Source organism: Caulobacter sp. P4_E5 (assembly GCF_056401555.1).
Genome location: NZ_JBFUJD010000074.1, coordinates 1 through 18,856, shown reverse-complemented (window position 1 = coordinate 18,856; position 18,856 = coordinate 1). Strand labels below are relative to the sequence as shown.

Here is an 18,856-nt window from a genome sequence, read left to right as displayed (position 1 = left end):
GACCCCTCACCCGACCCGCTGCGCGGGCCACCCTCTCCCGCAAGGGGAGAGGGAAACCCTACGTCACCACAAACGCCGCCGCCGCGTCCCCCGCCCCGACCACGACCGCGCCGTCGCGATGGCGCAGGTACCCGCCGCCCAGGGCCGCGAACGACACGCCCTTGCCGCCGGCCAGGCCGGGGAGCCGGCGGAAGCGGGAGGCCTTGGGATCGCCGCCGGCCGGGACGATCGCCACCGCCCCGCCCGCGCCGACGCTCAGCACGTGGCCGGGTTTCAGGATCGGCTCCAGCGACACGGTTCCGGCCGGGCCGGAGATCTGGCGGAACTGGGTGGTGGCCAGCGGCCCGGTCCCGACCAGCGCCCGGTCGCCCTCGTGGCGCAGGAAGGCGTCCGGCCGGTCCAGCGGCGCGAAGCGGTCGGGAACCGCGCCCGCGCCGACCGGCACGCCGAAGTCGGGCGCGCCATCGGCCTTGTAGTACAGCCGCTGCACCCGCGTGTGGCGGTTGGGGTCGAACAGAGGGTCGCCCTGGATCTTCTTGTAGTCGCGGCCGTGATAGACCAGCACGTCGCGGCCCTGCTCGTCGACGGTGAACGCGTTGTGCCCCGGCCCCCAGACGCCGGTCGCCTCGGACGAGACGAACACCGGCTCCGGCGACTTGCTCCACGACGCCGGCGACATCAGGTCGGCGTCCGCGTCGGCGCTCAGCAGGCCCAGGCAGTAGCGATCGTCGGTGGCGCTGGCCGAGTAGCTGACGAACAGCTTGCCGTTGCGGTGCAGCGGGGCCGGCCCCTCGGCGACCTTGAAGCCGCGGATCTCCCAGTCCAAGGTCGGGACGGTCAGGCGGGCCGGCGGCCTAGCCAGGGTAGTCGGCGTGGCCAGCGGGGCCAGGTAGAGGTTGCTGTTGGTCTTGATCCCCGGCTCCTGCTGCGCCCACAGCGCGTAGCGCACGCCCTTGTGGCTGAAGATCGTGGAGTCGAGGGTGAAGGTGTCCCACGGCGTCTGGAACTGGCCCGCCATCTCCCAGCGGCCGGTCAGGGCGTCCTTGTCCCGGCAGCGCAGGACATAGGTGCGGATGTGGAACGGCTCGTCCTTGTCGCCGGCCGCGAAGTACAGGTGCCAGGCGCCGTCGATCGCGTGCAGCTCCGGCGCCCAGATATAGCCGCCCAGCTTGCCGCTCGCGGGCCGCCGCCAGATCACCGCCTCCGGGGCGGTGGCGAGCCCCGCCAGGGTGGGGGACCGGCGGATGGCTAGGCGGTCGTACTCCGGGACCGAGGCGGTCATGTAGTACTGGCCATCGTGGTGCTTGAAGATCTGGGCGTCGGCGCGTTGGCGGACGAGGGGGTTGGACGGGGTGGGGGCCGAGCCGGCCTTGGCGGCGACGGGACCGGCCGCCGCCAGCGCCCCGGCGCCGGCCAGCATCGCCCGGCGGGAGGGGGAGGCGGCCTGGGGATTACGGATCGACATGGGGCCTCCTGATCACGACGGACCCCCGTCCGGGTGAGGGCAGGTTACCTATTGTCTGACAAATAGGATGATCGCAAGGGTGGGGGCGGCGGGAGATGGCGCCGCCTCAGATCGCCGCTAGCGCCCCGGCGTCGACGCTCACGCGCTCGACCATCTCGACGCGGACGCCGAGGCGGTGCAGGCGCAGAAGATCACAAAGCATCTCGCCATCGACCAGGTCGATCGCCGGCGCGCCGTCCCGAACCGCCTCCTTGCGCGCCTCGGCGGTGAAGGTCCCGGTGGTCAGGATCAGGCCCTTGTCGGCCCGCCCGACCATGGACCCGCGGAAGTCGCGGACGGTGGGGGGTGTTGCTGGTGCGCCATGAGCGGGCCTTGGGTCCCTTCCAGAAACACGACATTTCCGCTTAGTTGCCTCGCTACGATCCGGGGCAAGTGAGGCGTCGTCCTTTAAGTGAAGCAAGAATCGTCGGCGTCTCGATCGCTAAAAGTGAAGCTCCTAGAACACCTTACACAGCGGGAGGCGCTCGGAGCGGAGATCTACAACCTCGTATATGAAGTAACGTCCAGACCAGCCGACCGCATTTTGCGGATAAGCAGTCGGTCGTCGGTAGCGTAACTCGACAATCTCACGATGCGCGGCCGCCAGAATTGCGGCTGCAAGAGCGTGCGGCTTTGTACCGCCAGCAAAGATAGTGGTCGCTACGGCACGATCTTCCGTGAGGATCGATACATCTATAGCGGAAAGAAAAGCTCGAAGCGAAAACGCTTCGATCATCGAATTTTGTACGAGCCGGTCACCGTACTCAATTTTGATCTTATCAAGTTGAGCGGTTATTCCCGCCTTCAACTCTTCATGATTTTCGCTTTGCGTGCCCAATAAATGGATATAATCAGGCGCTATTCTTTCAATCAAAGCATAGCAATTTGCGCGCTCGCCACCAAGCACGGCTATCAGCCGTTTTTCGCGGCAGGGTGCGGTCATGCCGATCATCGGCTTCACGCATTCGAAGCTGACGGACTGCTCTGAAGCCGACGGGGGCGCGGTCGGGCCATACACTCCTTCAGCGTAACCGAAGGTGACGTGCGGAAACAGCCCTTCTACGAACAACCAACTGGTGATAGCTTGGATGTAAGACTTTGGTAGACTGGTGATGTCGACGAATAGATGGTTGTGACCTTCTAAATATAACTTTCTCAGCTCCATCTTTATTTTATGGACATTGCTGTCCAGCTCAATGGAGCTTAGTAGATTTATCGCTTCGCAGCGCCTGTTCGCCGCCACGAGCTTCGCCTTCTGCGCGTCAATTATGGAAATTGCTGACGGCGGGACATCGAAGTCGAGGATTCGACTCTCGGCGTCACCGCAGTCGACGATATCGCTGACAGCGACCGCGCGCACCTCCCAGCCTGGCGTAAAAAGTGCGACCTGCGCGTCAACCTGAACCCGGTCACGCACAGCACGCTCACGTATCAGAAATGGGCCAGATCGGAACCACGCGGCCAACTCAGTCATCGTCGCCAACCAAACCTGGCAACTGCATCTGATTTGGCGCTGCAAGGCTGTCCGACCGCGAAAGGGTTCGCCGCACCCATTCCGTCGTGGAGAAGGCCGCCTCCGCGACAATGACCTCGACAAACGCGCTCTCTGGCAGGGGGGCCACACCATAGGGGCCTCTGAAGGAAAACCCGAAAGCGGGGGCGAAGCGTCGGTGCAACCGAAACAACCGGTATTCGCTCAGATCCGGTTGGGGGCGAGACATCACGCGATCGACAGGATCGACTTCTCTCACGAAGCCGTCCAATTCTGATTTACGAAAGAGTTCGTCAAGATCTCTTCCCGGCTTGTCCAGCTTCTTTAGCGTCGCTCGAGTTTGTCGCCAGTTGAGGCGGAAGATCCCCATTTCGGGATTTCGAATGGCTCCTTCACCAGTATGCATCTCGGCGGTGAGTTGCCCTAGCGCATCGACAAGCCGGGTGACGCCCTCACCGTAGGGATCAGCGATCGTCATGACGCTGCGCAATTTTGCTTCGGCGGAGCTGTATATCGCTGCGGACTGCCGCCGACTGGCGATCGGCGTCGTCGCCTTGACGAATTTCACGATCTTGCCTTCGCTAGGTTCGCCGACCTCGGCCTCGAAAATCGAGCGCATGATGTCGAGAAAATCTCGGATACAGCTGTCGCTAAGTCCCAAGACGATGCCGCTTCCGGCCAAGATCATTCGGGTTTTTCGTTCGCGCCCGAGAACAAGGAACGCCGCTCGTTGCTTGCGCGCTAACTTTTGTTGCAGGCGGCGTTTGAGTTTGGGGTCTTGAAGTTCCTGCGCAGCTTCTTCAGGGGTGATGCCTAGATGTTCGGCGGCGATCGCCACGGTATAGGGCAGGGCGCCGTCAGGGATTTCAAAATCCACCTTCAGATCATTGCCGAGCGAGCCGGCGTCCAGCGCCACCTGCCAAGCCCGAGCGCGCGTGCGCAGCGCTTCGATTTCTGGCGATATGGATCCCTCGAAGGTGACGTCGATCAGGGTATTGAGGGACGGCTTTCCTAGGCGCCGCTCAAGGTCGAAGCAGTTGTGCGGATTGGTGACCCCGGCCTTGTGCCTAGTGGCGGGCTCGATGGCCCGGTAGAGGCGCAAAGACGCGATACGGGTGCAGAGCTCACGAAACTCAGACTCGCTCGATTCATCCAGGAATTCGATCTCGCGATCGGCGTCAGACAGCATCTGATTTGGGCGGATCGTGCGGCGACCATCGTACAACGTCCCGACAAAAGCGATGACCCAAGACACCGGCTCCGAAGTGTTTCGAATGAGCGTGTTTAAATAAGCCTGATGGTCTGGAGATAGGATCTCGCAGTCGTCGATCATCAACTTAAGGACGAGCTTCTTGCCCTGCTTGAAGCGGTCGCCGCGGATCATTGGCAGCAGACATTTCGCGGCAGCGGCGATGATCTCACCAGGCATGCTCGGTTGGAGCACGTCGATCGGCACGCGGCTGCTAACGCCAATGGCCGCGCTGAACAGTCTGTCCAGGGTTTGTCTACAGAGTCGATCCAGGTCGTTTAGGGTTTCGATCTGCCGGCCGGCGGCGTAGTTTTTCAAGGCGTCGGTGCTGGAAAGCAGGCGCTGGATAGCGTCGAATTCGCTGCCCGCTGAGAATTTCACGAAACCCGATTGACGCAGATTTACCAGATCTTTCGTCAAAGCGGATAGTATCAATAGTTCAATGTATTGCGAAAATACTGTAAAATTTAGATCCTTTCGGCGCGGGTTATCGAACTTATCGTTTTCACGAATGATAGGACTATTTATGACATCTGCAAATGCGTCCTGCAGGCGAATATAAACGCCAAACCATTCGAATTTATGTGTCGAAAGTTGCTCGTTGAGTGACGATATTTCCGATATATAACGTGTCGAAAGCGAGCGAAGAATAGATGTCTTTCCGCTGCCTCGTGTCCCACTCACGAAAGTTGACTTACCTCTTTGGGCAATTCGGCGAGATCGCTTCGAAAACCAAAGGACGGGTTCCAGTTCATATTCAAGTTTAGTGTCGATGAAGGGATTGCGAGCCATCAGCTACCCCGACTACGCGGAACAAAAATTATCCACTCGGCACTAGGTGAGCCGCTACGGCCGATCTCGATCCAGCGCCAGAAGAACAGCTCAAGCAGAACATTCTCAAGTGTTCTCCCGCTAAGGCCGATGTTCTTCTCCTCCATGGCTTCTTGAATATCGATAACATTGTAGCGCACGCCGCTGACTAGCGCGCCAAAGAGTACCCTTGCCTCGCTCGAGGGCTCTAGCGCTGTGCCATTTTGCAAGGTGCAAGCTGCCTGCTCGTTCGAGGCCGGCATAAAGCTGGAGCGATCCTCGGCAACGCGCCACGGCAAAATCCTCACACCAAGCGCCGACTTCCTGCCGTCGAAATGAAAAGAGATCTCATTAAATCCATCCTCAAGCTTGGGAGCCGACACGACCAAAAGCTTAGCTTGTGGCTTTCGGGGGTCGCTGACCTCCTCGATTAGCTCGAGATGCGTGTGTCCATGCAAATAGACGATCGGCCGATCGAGCCCCAAAAGGAAGCGGCGGAAAAAGCCAGCGTTGATCATTTCTGGGTATATAGAAAGGCGGGGTTGCTTCTGCGGCAAGACATTGTGGTGACCAATCACCACTACTGCGTCGCTCTTTGGAATACGCCGAATATGGTCTCCCAGCATGTGCAGCCCATTAGCTGACACATAGGGCGTATCCAGCTGTTCGGGAGCGGCCTTGTCAATTTTCGTTGGCGCCCCCGCCATTGGCATCGCCAGTTCAGTGTAGTCAGGTATACTCCAAGTCCCGCTGGCAAGATCGTCTTCCGAGAGCTCCTGCATATTTTTCGGCAAGAGATAGCGCTCCCAAGACCCCAACGAGGTGTTGAGAAGGAAGACATGAACCTTGCCTACTGCGGCTGAGCCCAATTCAACGTGAATGGGCGTGTCGGTGGGCGGCCGATGAAACAGAGCCTCTTCGGCAAACTTGGCGATCGCGTCGAACTTCGCGAATTGTCCAAGGTTCACAGCGTCTTCCCGCGACACGTCATGATTGCCAGGGACCATCAAAAGATGCGGTCGGTCCATCGGCTCACGATTGGCTTTGCAAAGCCAAGACATATGCAGGATCGCCGCACGCAATTCGACGTGACGACCCCAGGAGGTAAAATCCCCCATGAATCCGACAGCCGCCACGTCGGGCTCAGCCGCCAGCGCCTCAAGTCGAGTCAGCACCAATCGCGTAGGCGATAGGGACACGCCGGCTTTCACGCGACGGTTCAGCTTCTCATCCTTGTCGTCCGCCTCGTAGGGCGCGCTGTTCCATTGCGGATAGTGAATATCACCAACCTGTAGGAGCGAGATCTTGGTCAAATTGATCCTAGCGCCGTGCCTGCCGCTTCCCCCCGGAAGCAAAATGAGGAGCTTAACCTTAGGCGGTTGTGGCGGGGTGGCAAGTCAACCTGCCGATTGCATCGGCACGGCCGTACGCGGGCGATTGCTGGCCCCTCCTTGCTGCTGAGGACAGCTAAGGCCTTAAACGGAAGCATCGCTGGCTGCTTCTAGCGGCCAGAAGAGTCAGGTCTATTGGTTCGTGCGGCAGCCTCCGTCGTCGCGGACGTTGCCAAGGTCTGGAAGAGTCAGACCAGGGCCCGCGCCGGTACGACCCAGCCAGCCTTGGGAAGTGGACCTTCCGGAGTCTGCTAGCCCTCACCCCTTCCTGAAAAACCCGTGGATCCGCTCGGCCAGCGCCAGGCTGACCCCCTCCACCTTGACCAGGTCCTCGACACTCGCCCGGCCAACCCCCTTGGCTGACCCGAACGCGTGCAGCAGGGCCTTCTTGCGCCCCGGGCCGACGCCCTCGATCTCGTCCAGCGGGTTCTTCTTCAGGTCCATGGAGCGCCGCGTGCGGTGGGCGCCGATGGCGAAGCGGTGGGCTTCGTCGCGGAGGCGTTGCAGGTAGTACAAAACCGGTGACTTGGGCTCGAGCATGAACGGGGTCTGGCCGGGGATGAAGAAGCGCTCCAGGCCCGCGTCGCGGTCCGGGCCCTTGGCGACGCCGACCACGGCGATGTCGTCGACGCCGAGGTCGGCCATGACCTCCAGGGCCGCATCCAGCTGGCCCTTGCCGCCGTCGACCAGGACGAGGTCGGGGCGGTTGTCGCTGTCGCCGTCCTCCTCCTCCTTGACCAGGCGGGCGAAGCGGCGCTTCAGCACCTCCTTCATCATGCCGTAGTCGTCGCCGGGGGTGAGCTCGGTGCTCTTGATGTTGAACTTGCGGTACTGGCCCTTCATGAAGCCCTCGGGCCCGGCCACGATCATGCCGCCGACGGCGTTGGTCCCCTGGATGTGGCTGTTGTCGTAGACCTCGATCCGCTCGGGCGGGGCCTCCAGCTTGAAGGCCTCGCAGACCCCGGCCAGCAGCGTGGTCTGGGCGCTGCCCTCGGCCATCTTGCGGCCCAGCGCTTCACGGGCGTTGGTCAGGGCGTGCTGAACCAGGTCGGCCTTCTCGCCGCGCTTGGGCACGGCGATCTCGACCTTGCGGCCGCTCTTGACGCAGAAGGCCTCGGCCAGCAGCCCGGCCTCGGCCGGCTGCAGATTGGCCAGGATCAGGCGCGGGATCGGCTTGTCGTCGTAGAACTGGCCCAGGAAGGCGGTGAGGATCCGCTGCTCCTCGGTGGTGTTCTCGTCCTCCGACTCGTCGGCCGCGCCGGCGACGCGGGGGAAGTAGGCGCGGTTGCCCCAGTTCTGGCCGGCCCGGAAGAAGAACACCTGCACGCAGGCCTGGCCGCCCTCGACGTGCAGGGCCACGACGTCGGCCTCGTCCACGGTCTCGGGATTGATCTGGGTCTCTTGGGCGACGCTGGACAGGGCGCGGATGCGGTCGCGCAGGCGGGCGGCGCGCTCGAACTCCAGCTCTTCGGCCGCCTCTTCCATCTCCTTGGCCATCGTCGCCATCACCGCGCGGGACTTGCCGCGTAGGAAGGCCTCGGCCTGGTCGACCAGGCCCTGGTAGTCGTCCTTGCCGATCAGGCCGGTGCAGGGGGCGGCGCAGCGCTTGATCTGGTGCAGCATGCAGGGCCGGTCGCGGCTGTCGTAGACGCTGTCGCTGCACGAGCGCAGCAGGAAGGCCTTCTGCAGGGTGTTCAAGGTGCGGTTCACCGCCCAGGCGCTGGCGAACGGCCCGAAATAGTCGCCCTTGAGGGTGTGGGCGCCGCGGTGCTTGCGCAGCTGCGGGGCGTCGTGGTCGCGGCGGATGACGATCTCGGGGAAGCTCTTGTCGTCGCGCAGCAGCACGTTGAAGCGCGGCTTCAGCTGCTTGATCAGGTTGATCTCGAGCAGCAGGGCGTCGGCTTCGGTGCGGGTGGTGATGAACTCCATGGACCGCGTCGCGTCGACCATGTTGGCGATGCGGTTGGTGTGGAAGCGGCCTTGGGCGTACTGCACGACCCGCTTCTTCAGGCTCTTGGCCTTGCCGACGTACAGCACCTCGTCGGCCTCGCCGATCATCCGGTAGACGCCGGGCGCGTCGGGCAGGCGCGAGACCTCGTCCTTGATCAGGGCGGCGCCGGACAGGCGGGGCGAGGCGGGGGTGTCGGCGGTGGTGTCGGTCACAGGGGAGATATAGGCGAGTCCGGCGGAGTCAGCGATCTTCCAGACCGTGGTGAATGCGCGCGATGATCACGCTGCTGACAGTTACGGAGTAGGTGACCACGTAACTCCAGGTGCGAAACTGCACGACCAGTTCGCGCAATTCGCCGAAGCCGGAGTGTCTGCCCCGCTCTGGGAAGTCTCGTAGGTTCGTGATCGCGTTGTCTAGCGTGGCGCCGAGATCCACAGCATAGGGGGCGCCATTTTTGACGAGCCAAGCTTCCAGGCGATCAAGGTCTGTCTCAGCGAGCCTGGAAAGCTCAATGTTACGCACCGGATCAGCGCTTTTGGCCGAAGTTTCGCAGTCTGGCTTGCACTTGTTCCCAGGGAATACCGCCGTCGCGTTCCGTCTCATCGCAGATGCGCTGAACGTCTTCCCAATAGGCTTCGTCATGTTTGCGTGGATCGAGGCCCGTGAAGGCGTCGAGAAGCTGGGTGGCGTAATCGTCGAGGCTCTTGCCGAGATCCTCGGACACGGCCTTCATCCGCTCAGCGAGCGCTGCATTGATCGTCAGGATGTGATCACCGTCAGCCATGTTCTGACTATGTTCCAATCCCGGTTTGTCGTCAATCACGAGGGGCGCTATGACGCCTCCCATGACCACGCGCCCGCTCTTCGTCACCCCGCTCTATGAAGCCAGCCTCGCCGGCGAGAAGGGCTTCGAGGCCTTCATCGACGAGCTGCACGACGCCTGCGTCGCCATCGCCGAGGACGACGAGGCCGGCCAGGCCTGGGCCTATAACAAGGGCTATCTGGGCTACACCTCGTACGCCTCGCTGAACGACCTGCCGCAGCGCGACAGCCTGTTCGCCGACCTCAAGAAGAAGCTCGACAAGCACGCCGCGGCCTTCGCCAAGGACCTCTGTTTCGACCTGGGGGCGGGCAAGCTGGTGATGGACAGCCTGTGGATCAACATCCTGGAGCCGGGCGGCCAACACAGCGGCCACATCCACCCGCACAGCGTCATTTCGGGCACGGTCTATGTGACCATCCCGCCGGGCGCCTCGGCCCTGAAGTTCGAGGATCCGCGCTTGCCGATGATGATGGCCGCCCCGACCCGCGCCGACGACGCGCCCGAGGGGTTGGCGCCGTTCGTCTACGTCCAGCCGGCGCCGGGCACGGTGCTGCTGTGGGAGAGCTGGCTGCGCCACGAGGTGACGCCCAACCAGGCCGACGAGCAGCGGATCAGCATCAGCTTCAACTACGCCTGGCGCTGAGTTCCCTTCTCCCCATGCGGGAGAAGGTGGCCGCCGAAGGCGGCCGGATGAGGGGTCGATCGTCCTGTCGGCTTGGCGCTCGGCGGCTGCCGTCGATCGCGGCGGACCTGTTCTTCAACCCCTCACCCGACCCGCTTCGCGGGCCACCCTCTCCCGCATGGGGAGAGGGGCGCGCTGCGGTGACGCTGTGAACTTTACCGTCGGCCCGTGGGTTCTTCTCGCCAAGGAGACCCCCATGGCCCAGACTCCCGACCACTCCGGTGAAGCCATCACCATCCAGAAGGTCCAGCCGTTCGGTGACGGCGGCATCGTCCTGACCACGCCGTCGCTGGACGTCGACGGCCACCTGGAGGACCGCCACTCGGCCTATCACGAGAACCGCTCGCCGCCGCTGGTCTGGACGCCGGTGGAGGGCGCGGCGGCCTACGCCCTCGTGGTCGAGGACCCCGACGCCCCGCGCGAGCGGCCGTTCGTCCACTGGCTGATCTGGAACATTCCGGGCGAGGCCACGAGCCTGCCGGAGGGCCTGCCCAACACCCCCAGCCTGGGCCAGGTCGGCGGCGCCACTCAGGGCGTCAACGACAACGGAACCGTCGGCTGGTTCGGCCCGCGCCCGCCGCCGGGCCATGGCCTGCACCGCTACCACTTCCAGATCTTCGCCCTGGCCGAGCGTCTGACCTTCGGCCCCAACATCCCGCTGGAGACCCTGGTCAGCGCCCTGAAAGGCGACACCCTGGCCGACGGCGTGCTGGTGGCGACCTATGAGGCGCCGGAGACGCAGTAGCGAACTTTCCTCCCCATTAGGGGGAGGTGGATCCGTGCGAATACGCACGGAGACGGAGGGGGTCCGCGAAGCGGTGGTGAATTCGCCACCTCACAGGGCCCCTCCACCGCCGTTCGGCGGTCCCCCTCCCCAAAGGGGGAGGAGAGGAGACTTCAGCCGCCGACCGACACGAAGCCATGCGCCAGCGCCAGCGTCACCCCCGCCGCGATCCGCGCGGAAGGATTGGGCCGGGGCTCGGCGACCTTGTGCAGCGTGTTGCGGTCGACGTGGCGGAACGGCGCGGTGCGGCCGCGCACCTGCAGCATGGTCGTGGAGACATAGGACCAGCCGCCGTCGGCCTCGAAGGCGACGTCCAGCTGGTAGGAGTCGGTGCGGAACGCCCACTCCAGGAAGTCGGTCGAGCAAATGCCATAGCCCGGCCCGCCGCGCTCGGCCCGGACCGTCAGGCCGGAACCGTCCGCCGCCGCCTGGCCCTTGGCCAGCGCCACCTGGCCGCGCGGGATGGCCAGGGTCTGCATGATCAGCCCCGTGGCCGGCTCCCACAGCCAATAGCCGACCTGGTCGTGGAAGGTGGTGTCCTCGTCCGAGGCGACGATGTGGACGTGATAGCGCAGGCCATAGAACAGCTGCGGCCCGTTGGCCTGCGGATCGATGGGCTGCATCTCGATGCGTTCGAGGAACTCGCGCCGCTCGGGCCCTTCGGCCTTGGGGTTCAGGTCGACGCCCTTGCGCCCCTCCCATACGCCGGCCAGCGGCCGCAGCGGGCCGAGGTTGGCCAAGGTGTCCGGATCCACGTCCGCCGGTTCGGTGAAGATGTCGTCGGAGAAGGTGATCATCGGGTCCGCGCCAGGGCAAAGCTGAGCGCCGGGTCTAGCGTGACGCTTCTGGGCGTCAAGGCTTGTGACGGGTGAGCGGTCGTCGACGCCCCCTCCGTCACGATGCTGCGCATCGCGCCACCTCCCCCGTTTCACGGGTGAGGAGGATGCGGCCTCCTCCTCCCATGCGAAGCGGGGGAGGTGGATCGGCGCCGATAGGCGACGAGACGGAGGGGGCGTCGATGAAAGCCTCATCCCCCCGCCGGTAGGGATCTGGGGACGAATGAGTTTCGTTCAAGAATTGGCAGGCGGCGATTTATGCGCAGTTTGTAGCGCCCTCGACGAACGTCGTTCCCGCTTTCAGGAGGGCCTTGATGACCACCACCGTCACGCCGTACGCGCAGCCGTTCTACCACGGAACCAGGGCCGACCTGCGAAAGGGCGACCTGATCGCCGCCGGCTGGGTCTCCAACTACGGCAAGCGCAAGACCGCCGCCTATGTCTACCTGACCGCCACCCTGGAGGCGGCGACCTGGGGCGCGGAGCTGGCCCAGGGCGAGAGGCCGGGCCGGATCTACATCGTCGAACCGACCGGCCCGTACGAAGACGACCCCAACCTCACCGACAAGAAGTTCCCAGGCAATCCGACCAAGTCCTACCGCACTCGCGACCCGCTGCGGGTGATCGGCGAGGTCGCCGACTGGACGGGGCACACGCCCGAACAGCTGAAGACGATGCGCGACCACCTGGCCGAGCTGGAGCGGCAGGGCGTCGAGGCGATCGAGGACTGAGGCAGGACTGAGCGACCGAAGGCGCTGGAAGACATCAAAGCTCCAAACCCGTGTCATCCCGGAAGCCTCGCAGAGGCTGTCCGGGACCCAGGGGCCGGCGCACTGCATTGGCCCCTGGGTCCCGGCTCTCCGCTGCGCTACGGCCGGGATGACGAGGATAAAGAGTGGTGTTCAATAACGCACCGGCCCTAAGCCGCCGCGGGCTCCGGCTCGGCGAGGGTGGAGGCCTTCCACCCGCGTTCCAGGGTCCAGGCGGCGATGGCCAGCCACAGCAGGCCCAGGAAGGCATGGCCACGCTGCCAGTATCCGACATCGTGGCCGGTGCGGACGTTCCACACCCCGGTCAGCAGGGCGAAGACGAGCAAGAGGCCCAGGAACCAGCCCAGCGAGAAGTGGGCCAGCCGCCGATAGCCCGGCTTGCCCCACAGGGCCCAGGCGGCGAACAGCGGCGCGAACTGGATGGCCAGGCCGACGCCGCAGGCCCGGTGCATCGGGTCGGGCCAGTGGAACACCCCGGCGAAGAAGGCCCCCAGGCCGGTCAGGGCCACCCACAGGCCGGCGAACGCCGAGACGACCCGCCGGCCGCCGGCCTGCTCCAGCGCGTGGGTGAAGCCGGCCCCGGCCAGCAGGCCAGCGATCCCGGCGACCATCATGCCGTAGTTGAACACCGCCGGCATCGGCGCGTCCGGCCCGCCCAGCTCGCTGATGAACTGGGCCCCGGCGTCGAAGCCGGGGAACAGCCGCTGAGCGACCAGCACGTCGGCCACCATGATGGCCGGCGCGATCACGCCGATCTTCAGGAATGCGCCGGTGCGGGCGGTCACGAGCTGGGAATCCAATGTCGCAAAAGGAGGCTTCGGATTTTGGGCCTGATCCGGGCGAAATCAATGCCTGATCATTCGGGGAAGCGCGCGAAACCCCTCTCTCATAGAGAGAGGGAGGGGCCCGCCGCCATCGGCGGTGGGAGGGTGAGTGGTTTCACCTTTGGCCGGATCGTCCGGATTCTCTTTTGCCCGCGCCTCAAACCCCACTCTCGCTGGGAAACAGTAAAGGGGAGTTTCATTCCGGGAGGGTGTAACCACTCACCCTCCCACCGCTTCGCGGCGGGCCCCTTCCCTCTCTCTCAGAGAGAGGGATTGGGAGCTACTTCGCCGCCGACGGGTGGCCCGCCGGGGCGAAGGCCGCGCCGAAGAAGTCGCCTTTCTTCCAGACCGGGCGGGCCGGGGTGTTGGCCAGCTCGCGGGCGATCTCGTAGTTCACGAGCGCGAACTTGGCGGCCGCCTGGTAGTCGATCGGCTGGTTCAGGTCGTCRCCCGGGTGGTGATAGTTGGTCTTCAGGAAGGTGGTGAAGGCCTTTTCGCCGCCGTTCTGGAAGCCGGTCATCAGGAACACCGACGGGACGCCCTGCTCGACGAAGCGGTAGTGGTCCGAGCGGGTGAACAGGCCTTCCTCCGGCAGCGGGTCGCCCGACAGCGCCACGCCGACGCGGCCGGCGGCGTGCTTGACGGCCTCGCCGACGGTCGAGCGGTCGGCGCCGAACGCGATCACGTCGGTGAACGGGTACAGCAGCACCGGCATGTCCAGGTTCACGTCGGCGGCGATGTCGGCCTTGGTCACCGTCGGGTTGTTGGCGAAATAGTCCGAGCCGATCAGGCCCTTCTCCTCGCCGGTCACGGCCAGCAGGATGATCGAGCGCTTGGGCCGGACCTTGGTGTTCTTGAAGCCGCGCGCCACCTCCAGCAGGGTGGCGATGCCCGAGGCGTTGTCCAGCGCGCCGTTGTTGACGCGGTCCTCGCCGGGCTTGGCGTTGTCCTTCAGGCCGATGTGGTCCAGGTGCGCCGACAGGATCACGGTCTGAGCCTTCAGCTTCGGGTCCGAGCCCTCGATCAGGCCGACGACGTTGCTGCTCTCGCGCTTCTCGATCTCGGTCTTCAGCACGACATTGGCCTTGGTCGCCAGGGCGAAACCCTTGACCGCGCCGGCCGGGGTCTCGGCCTCGGCCAGCACCGAGGCCAGCGGCGTCGGCGCGCCGGCGAACAGCTTGTCCGCCCCGGCCAGGCTGAGGGTGACCAGGCTGGGCGCGCCGGGCGCGCGGATGGCGCCGACGTCCTGGGCGTTGCGCCAGATGACGCGCCATTCCTTCATGCCCATCAGGCCGCGCGCGAACGGGCGGCGTTTCTCGCTGCTGGTGGTCGGCATGATCATCACGCCGACCGCGCCGCGCTTGGCCGCTTCCTGGCGCTTGACGTTGGGATTGCTGAAGTGGGCGCGTTCCTCGGTCTGGATCGAGGTCGGGGCGCCGCTCAGCATGACGACGATCTTGCCCTTCACGTCCAGGCCCGCATAGTCGTCGCGGCCCCGGCCGGCGTCGACCAGGCCGTAGCCGACGAAGACCAGCGGCGCGTTGACCGTCAGGTCGGCGGCCTGGGCCTGAGGGCCGGGCAGGTAGTCCTCGCCGTACTTCAGAGGCGCTTCCTTGCCGTCGGGACCGGTGACCGCGACCGAGCCCTCGCCGTTCGGGCGGTAGGCCAGCAACGGCACGTGCTGTTGGTACGAGGTTCCGGTGGTCGTCTTGTCACCGGCCGGCTTGACGCCCAGCAAGGCGTATTGGGCGGCCACGTAGTTGGCGGCGATGTCGTAGCCGCGGGTGCCGGCCTCGCGGCCTTCCATGGCGTCGTCGGCCAGGAAGGTCATGTGGGCCTTGATGGCCTCGGGCGAGGGCACGAAGTCCGAAGCCGCCTTCTTGGCCGAGGAAGCGGCGGGCTTGGCCGGAGCGGCCGCCAGGACCGGTTGCGCGACCATGAGCAGGGCGGCGCTGGCGAGCGCGGCGCGACGCGTGAACGACATGTCTGTGAGAGCCTCTTGGAAGCGTGACAGCCGAAAGTGTGGGCGGTTTCGGCGGCCGTCACGCGTAGGGGTTGGAGTAAGCAGGCCGCCCCCGGCCCGCGCAGGGGGCGAACCATGTCGGTGTGCTGACGGCTTGTCGAGACGGCCGCGCCTGAACGTTTTGTAATGTTGGGCAGGATTTGTCGCCGAGAACGGCATTCTGGCAATGGGGCTTCCTTCACCCCGCGCCCCTGCGCCAGCAACGTTCCTCGCCAGTTCGGTTAGCGGCAGATTAACCCTGGCGAAGGCCGGGAATGAGCCCCGTCGATAAGGTTAACAGACGCTAAAAAAGATGACCGAACCGTAAATTTTACCATTTTTGGTTGCACCTTCTTAACCGAGACGGCGCGAAAACCGACGTCAAGAACGCAACCAAAGACGCCAACCAAGACGCCAACAAAGGGGACATCCCATGCAGGCTCTTTCGATCGCCGCCGCCGGCATGATGGCCGCCGCCGACCGCCTGAACGCCAGCGCTCAGCGCGTCGCTTCGGCCGGCGCGCAGGCCGAGCGGGTCGAGACGCTCGGTGACGTGGATTTCGTGGCCGAGCGGGTCGGGCAGATCAGCGCCGCGACCGACTTCAAGGCCAATGCGGCGGTGATCCGAACCGCCGACCAGATGACCGGCGCGCTGCTCGACCTCAAGGCCTGAGCTTCGCACCGCAACGACGTTAGAGCCTGACCAGACGGTTCGGTCTTCCACCCGGAACGGACGGGCTCTAGCCGCCGGACGCCCAAAGCGCGCCCCCCTTGCAGCGGGCGTTCGGCAGCCGCCTCCCGCTTTGCCCCCTAGTCTTGCGGGAGGCGGCCCCCAGTTTTTCGTCCTTCTCCCCTTGCGGGAGAAGGTGGCCCGAAGGGCCGGATGAGGGGTCGATAGATCTGTCGGCCTGTATCTCGTCGGTCCGCCGTCGCGGCGGTCCTGTTCATCAACCCCTCACCCGACCCACTTCGTGGGCCACCCTCTCCCGCAAGGGGAGAGGGGTTGCGGGGTGTTGATGTTCATGTATTGTTCTCGTCATGGTGGAGCGCTCGCGGCAAGTCGCCTTTGCTCGACGTCTGCGGGAGCAGGCGCCGTCGACTGAGCGGTTGCTCTGGAGATTGCTGCGCGACCGTCGGCTGGATGGGCTTAAGTTTCGCCGCCAATTGCCGGTCGGGCGCTACGTGGCGGATTTCGTGTGCCTGCGCCATCGGCTGATTGTGGAAGCTGATGGTCCACATCACGATCAAGCACGGGACGCCGAACGCGATGCGTGGCTGAGCGGGCAAGGGTTTCGAGTGCTGCGGTTCAAGAACGAACAGCTGAGCTATCCCGACCGGGTCCTCGGCCAAATCCTAAAAGCCATCGCGGTTCCCCCTTCTCCCCTTGCGGGAGAAGGTGTCGCCGGAGGCGACGGATGAGGGGTCGCGCAAACGAAAACCGCCGCAACGGCGGTAAGGCTGTCGCGGCGGCTCTGTTCGTGTGACCCCTCACCCGACCCGCTGCGCGGGCCACCCTCTCCCGCAAGGGGAGAGGGGAATTACTTCGCCCGATCCATCAGGCCCGCGAACCGCTCGAACAGGTACAAGCTATCCGTCGGTCCGGGCGACGCCTCCGGGTGGTGCTGCACCGAGAACACCGGCTTGTCGGCCAGTTGAATGCCGGCGTTGGTGCCGTCGAACAGCGAGACGTGGGTCTCCTGCACCGGGGCGGGCAGGCTCTCGCTGTCCACGGTGAAGCCGTGGTTCATCGAGACGATCTCGACCTTGCCGGTGGTCAGGTCCTTGACCGGATGGTTGGCGCCGTGGTGGCCCTGGTCCATCTTCACGGTCTTGGCGCCGAGCGCCAGGGCCAGCATCTGGTGGCCCAGGCAGATGCCGAACACCGGCTTGCCGCTCTCGACCAGCTTTTGGATCTCGGGCACCGCGTATAGCCCCGTGGCGGCCGGGTCGCCGGGGCCGTTGCTGAGCAGCACGCCGTCGGGATTGCGGGCCAGGATGTCTTCGGCCTTGGTGTCGGCCGGCACCACCGTGGCGCGGGCCCCGACGTGGGCCAGGGCGCGCAGGATGTTGCGCTTCACGCCGTAGTCGATGACGACCACTTCGTACTTGGGCTTGTCCAGCTTGGCGTAGCCTTCCGGCCACGACCACAGGCCCTCGTCCCAGGTGAAGGTCTGGGTGGTCGAGGCGTCCTTGGCCAGGTCCAGGCCCTCGAGGCCGGCCCAGGCCTTGGCCTTGGCGACCAGGGCGTCAAGGTCGAACTGGCCGTCGGGCGAGTGGGCGATGACGCCGTGCGGCATGCCGGTTTCGCGGATCTTGCGGGTCAGGGCGCGGGTGTCGATGCCGGCCAGGCCGATCACGCCCCGGGTCTTCATCCAGGCGTCGAAGTCGCTGTTGGCGCGCCAGTTGGCCTGCTGGGTCGGGACCTCGCGGAACAGGGCGCCGCGCGCCGCCGTCTCGGCCACGCCGGTGACCTGCTCGACGTCCTCGACATTGGTCCCGACATTGCCGATGTGCGGGAAGGTGAAGGCCACGATCTGCGCCATGTAGGACGGGTCGGTCAGGATCTCCTGATAGCCCGTCATGGCGGTGTTGAAGCACACCTCGCCGACCGCGTCGCCGACCGCGCCGCAGCCCACGCCCTGCAGGATGGTGCCGTCGGCCAGGGCCAGAACGCCCGTTACGCCAGGAAGAAGGGTAACGCCGGGAAGAAGGTCTTGGGACATTCTGTGGAGCGCTCCTAACGCGTGTTGACGGGTGCCTATTGTCGCAAAAAGGCGGGCCAGGGGTAACCCCGCCCGCCAAGCAAACGGCGGGGTGTCTAGGGGCTATGGGGAGGGGGGTCAACCCCCTGTCTCCCATGGACCGATCACGCGATTTTCGCTTGGCTCCACATTCCCGTGATATGCGACCGCGCCCCCTCGCGCGACGGCCGTAAAAGCCCTTATGGTGAAAGGCTTCCACGCAAGAAAACCACCTAGGCGAAGAACTGGGCGAACACGGGAGGACGGACCCATGCTCGAACTGCGCCCGAATTGCGAGTGCTGTGACCGCGACCTGCCCCCGGCCAGCGACGCGGCCCGAATCTGCACCTTCGAACACACCTTCTGCGCCGACTGCGCCGACCTGCGCTTCGACGAGACCTGCCCCGACTGCGGCGGCGGCCTGGTGACGAGGCCGATCCGCCCCGAGGCGGAGCTGCACCGCTATCCCGCCTCGCTGCGGCGAGTGACGAAGGCCCACCGCGCGCCGGTGGTCCGCCGCGAACCCGAGGGCCCGCCGGGCTGGGCTTAGGGGACGCCGCGCGAAACCCCTCTCTCTGAGAGAGAGGGAGGGGCCCGCCGCCGCAGGCGGTGGGAGGGTGAGAGGTTTCACCGCTGGCCGGGAAGGCCAACGCTCTGCCCCGTCACCCAACTCCCAGCCACCCAACGCCGACCTCCCCGGCGAAAGCCGGGGCCCAGGTCGAACCCCAAGCTCTCAGCGGACGGCGCCACGCGAGGGCGCGTCATTCCCAAACTTTCCGGAAGAATCCGGGCCCCGGCCTCCGCCGGGCAGGTCGGGAGAATAAGAGCTTCATTCGGAGAGACCGTAACCACTCACCCTCCCACGCCTGCGGCGTGGGCCCCTCCCTCTCTCTCAGAGAGAGGGATTTTGAAGACGCGGTCGTCAGGCCAATATGGTCTGGTCAGTTGCCTCAGGTCAGTCGATAAAATGGCTCGAGTGGTCTGAACTTTTCTGGTC

At 65.0% G+C, this 18,856-nt stretch carries 17 protein-coding genes and 4 pseudogenes; 8 read left to right on the top strand and 13 right to left on the bottom strand.

Translation table 11 applies throughout. The annotated features are described in order from the left end of the window. Positions 1-58: 58 nt before the first annotated feature. The 8 genes from AC1DSO_RS19670 to AC1DSO_RS19635 form a co-directional block, all read right to left on the bottom strand. Positions 59-1,465: a family 43 glycosylhydrolase gene (locus AC1DSO_RS19670; RefSeq protein WP_477070415.1), complete on the bottom strand. Its 1,407-nt coding sequence runs from the start codon at positions 1,463-1,465 to the stop codon at positions 59-61. A 106-nt stretch (positions 1,466-1,571) separates the two neighbouring features. Continuing rightward, entirely contained in the window at positions 1,572-1,925 is a 354-nt protein-coding gene (locus tag AC1DSO_RS19665) for a restriction endonuclease (RefSeq protein WP_477070414.1), read from the bottom strand. A gap of 36 nt (positions 1,926-1,961) precedes the next feature. Further along, the gene (locus AC1DSO_RS19660) at positions 1,962-2,978 is read right to left on the bottom strand and encodes a hypothetical protein (RefSeq protein WP_477070413.1); all 1,017 of its coding nucleotides are present in this window, start codon (positions 2,976-2,978) and stop codon (positions 1,962-1,964) included. Continuing rightward, positions 2,971-5,037 carry an ORC-CDC6 family AAA ATPase gene (locus AC1DSO_RS19655; RefSeq protein ID WP_477070412.1) on the bottom strand — a complete coding sequence of 689 codons (2,067 nt, stop codon included), beginning with the start codon at positions 5,035-5,037 and terminating at the stop codon, positions 2,971-2,973. Before AC1DSO_RS19655 ends, AC1DSO_RS19660 begins: the two co-directional genes overlap by 8 nt. Further along, entirely contained in the window at positions 5,037-6,368 is a 1,332-nt protein-coding gene (locus AC1DSO_RS19650; protein ID WP_477070411.1) for a metallophosphoesterase, read from the bottom strand. Before AC1DSO_RS19650 ends, AC1DSO_RS19655 begins: the two co-directional genes overlap by 1 nt. Before the next feature lie 336 nt (positions 6,369-6,704). After that, the gene (uvrC, locus tag AC1DSO_RS19645) at positions 6,705-8,618 is read right to left on the bottom strand and encodes an excinuclease ABC subunit UvrC (RefSeq protein WP_477070425.1); all 1,914 of its coding nucleotides are present in this window, start codon (positions 8,616-8,618) and stop codon (positions 6,705-6,707) included. 19 nt (positions 8,619-8,637) lie between these two features. Beyond that, entirely contained in the window at positions 8,638-8,919 is a 282-nt protein-coding gene (locus tag AC1DSO_RS19640; RefSeq protein ID WP_477070410.1) for a type II toxin-antitoxin system RelE/ParE family toxin, read from the bottom strand. A gap of 4 nt (positions 8,920-8,923) precedes the next feature. Next, positions 8,924-9,220, bottom strand: a complete 297-nt coding sequence (locus AC1DSO_RS19635; RefSeq protein WP_477070409.1) for an antitoxin — start codon at positions 9,218-9,220, stop codon at positions 8,924-8,926. Between the two features lie 22 nt (positions 9,221-9,242). Here AC1DSO_RS19635 and AC1DSO_RS19630 point away from each other — a divergent pair, with 22 nt between their 5' ends. Together AC1DSO_RS19630 and AC1DSO_RS19625 are read left to right on the top strand one after the other, a co-directional pair. Next, positions 9,243-9,863: a TIGR02466 family protein gene (locus AC1DSO_RS19630; protein ID WP_477070408.1), complete on the top strand. Its 621-nt coding sequence runs from the start codon at positions 9,243-9,245 to the stop codon at positions 9,861-9,863. Positions 9,864-10,098: 235 nt separating this feature from the next. Then, positions 10,099-10,647, top strand: coding sequence for a YbhB/YbcL family Raf kinase inhibitor-like protein (locus AC1DSO_RS19625; protein ID WP_477070407.1), 549 nt, complete (start codon positions 10,099-10,101; stop codon positions 10,645-10,647). A 152-nt stretch (positions 10,648-10,799) separates the two neighbouring features. Here the strand turns inward: AC1DSO_RS19625 and AC1DSO_RS19620 are convergent, their stop codons facing one another. Next, the gene (locus AC1DSO_RS19620; RefSeq protein WP_477070406.1) at positions 10,800-11,483 is read right to left on the bottom strand and encodes an FABP family protein; all 684 of its coding nucleotides are present in this window, start codon (positions 11,481-11,483) and stop codon (positions 10,800-10,802) included. Positions 11,484-11,836: 353 nt separating this feature from the next. Between AC1DSO_RS19620 and arr the strand changes: the two genes are divergently transcribed. Then, positions 11,837-12,253, top strand: a complete 417-nt coding sequence (arr, locus tag AC1DSO_RS19615) for an NAD(+)--rifampin ADP-ribosyltransferase (protein WP_477070405.1) — start codon at positions 11,837-11,839, stop codon at positions 12,251-12,253. Between the two features lie 34 nt (positions 12,254-12,287). On the opposite strand, the pseudogene AC1DSO_RS19610 reads toward arr, so the two are convergent. The 3 genes and pseudogenes from AC1DSO_RS19610 to AC1DSO_RS19600 all read right to left on the bottom strand — a co-directional run. Further along, positions 12,288-12,404 (bottom strand): annotated as a pseudogene (locus tag AC1DSO_RS19610) (hypothetical protein); the annotation flags it as partial. Between the two features lie 37 nt (positions 12,405-12,441). Continuing rightward, positions 12,442-13,092, bottom strand: coding sequence for a DUF998 domain-containing protein (locus AC1DSO_RS19605; RefSeq protein WP_477070404.1), 651 nt, complete (start codon positions 13,090-13,092; stop codon positions 12,442-12,444). Between the two features lie 304 nt (positions 13,093-13,396). Then, on the bottom strand, positions 13,397-15,100 hold the full coding sequence (locus tag AC1DSO_RS19600) for a M20/M25/M40 family metallo-hydrolase (protein WP_477070403.1): 1,704 nt from the start codon (positions 15,098-15,100) through the stop codon (positions 13,397-13,399). Between the two features lie 451 nt (positions 15,101-15,551). Here AC1DSO_RS19600 and AC1DSO_RS19595 point away from each other — a divergent pair, with 451 nt between their 5' ends. From AC1DSO_RS19595 to AC1DSO_RS19580, 4 genes and pseudogenes are all read left to right on the top strand, one after another. Further along, complete coding sequence (locus AC1DSO_RS19595) at positions 15,552-15,791, top strand: flagellar basal body rod C-terminal domain-containing protein (protein WP_477070402.1); 240 nt, start codon at positions 15,552-15,554, stop codon at positions 15,789-15,791. A gap of 98 nt (positions 15,792-15,889) precedes the next feature. Then, positions 15,890-15,958 (top strand): annotated as a pseudogene (locus AC1DSO_RS19590) (endonuclease domain-containing protein); the annotation flags it as partial. Positions 15,959-16,123: 165 nt separating this feature from the next. Next, positions 16,124-16,537, top strand: a pseudogene (locus AC1DSO_RS19585) (DUF559 domain-containing protein); the annotation flags it as partial. Continuing rightward, positions 16,503-16,654 (top strand): annotated as a pseudogene (locus AC1DSO_RS19580) (hypothetical protein); the annotation flags it as partial. The pseudogenes AC1DSO_RS19585 and AC1DSO_RS19580, both read left to right, overlap by 35 nt. A 2-nt stretch (positions 16,655-16,656) precedes the next feature. Here the strand turns inward: AC1DSO_RS19580 and carA are convergent. Beyond that, positions 16,657-17,841 (bottom strand): glutamine-hydrolyzing carbamoyl-phosphate synthase small subunit, encoded by a 1,185-nt coding sequence (gene carA, locus AC1DSO_RS19575; RefSeq protein WP_477070401.1) that lies wholly within the window; start codon positions 17,839-17,841, stop codon positions 16,657-16,659. A gap of 289 nt (positions 17,842-18,130) precedes the next feature. Here carA and AC1DSO_RS19570 point away from each other — a divergent pair, with 289 nt between their 5' ends. Next, the gene (locus AC1DSO_RS19570) at positions 18,131-18,409 is read left to right on the top strand and encodes a DUF1272 domain-containing protein (protein ID WP_477070400.1); all 279 of its coding nucleotides are present in this window, start codon (positions 18,131-18,133) and stop codon (positions 18,407-18,409) included. Positions 18,410-18,856: the final 447 nt, after the last annotated feature.

What these genes read in the sequence shown, in the direction of transcription:
- AC1DSO_RS19625 (WP_477070407.1), top strand. Translation starts at nt 10,099, where the DNA reads ATGGCCCAGACTCCCGACCACTCCGGTGAAGCCATCACCATCCAGAAG.
- AC1DSO_RS19620 (WP_477070406.1), bottom strand. Translation starts at nt 11,483, where the DNA reads ATGATCACCTTCTCCGACGACATCTTCACCGAACCGGCGGACGTGGAT.
- AC1DSO_RS19570 (WP_477070400.1), top strand. Translation starts at nt 18,131, where the DNA reads ATGCTCGAACTGCGCCCGAATTGCGAGTGCTGTGACCGCGACCTGCCC.
- AC1DSO_RS19670 (WP_477070415.1), bottom strand. Translation starts at nt 1,465, where the DNA reads ATGTCGATCCGTAATCCCCAGGCCGCCTCCCCCTCCCGCCGGGCGATG.
- AC1DSO_RS19595 (WP_477070402.1), top strand. Translation starts at nt 15,552, where the DNA reads ATGCAGGCTCTTTCGATCGCCGCCGCCGGCATGATGGCCGCCGCCGAC.
- AC1DSO_RS19660 (WP_477070413.1), bottom strand. Translation starts at nt 2,978, where the DNA reads ATGACTGAGTTGGCCGCGTGGTTCCGATCTGGCCCATTTCTGATACGT.
- AC1DSO_RS19655 (WP_477070412.1), bottom strand. Translation starts at nt 5,037, where the DNA reads ATGGCTCGCAATCCCTTCATCGACACTAAACTTGAATATGAACTGGAA.
- arr (WP_477070405.1), top strand. Translation starts at nt 11,837, where the DNA reads ATGACCACCACCGTCACGCCGTACGCGCAGCCGTTCTACCACGGAACC.
- carA (WP_477070401.1), bottom strand. Translation starts at nt 17,841, where the DNA reads ATGTCCCAAGACCTTCTTCCCGGCGTTACCCTTCTTCCTGGCGTAACG.
- AC1DSO_RS19630 (WP_477070408.1), top strand. Translation starts at nt 9,243, where the DNA reads ATGACCACGCGCCCGCTCTTCGTCACCCCGCTCTATGAAGCCAGCCTC.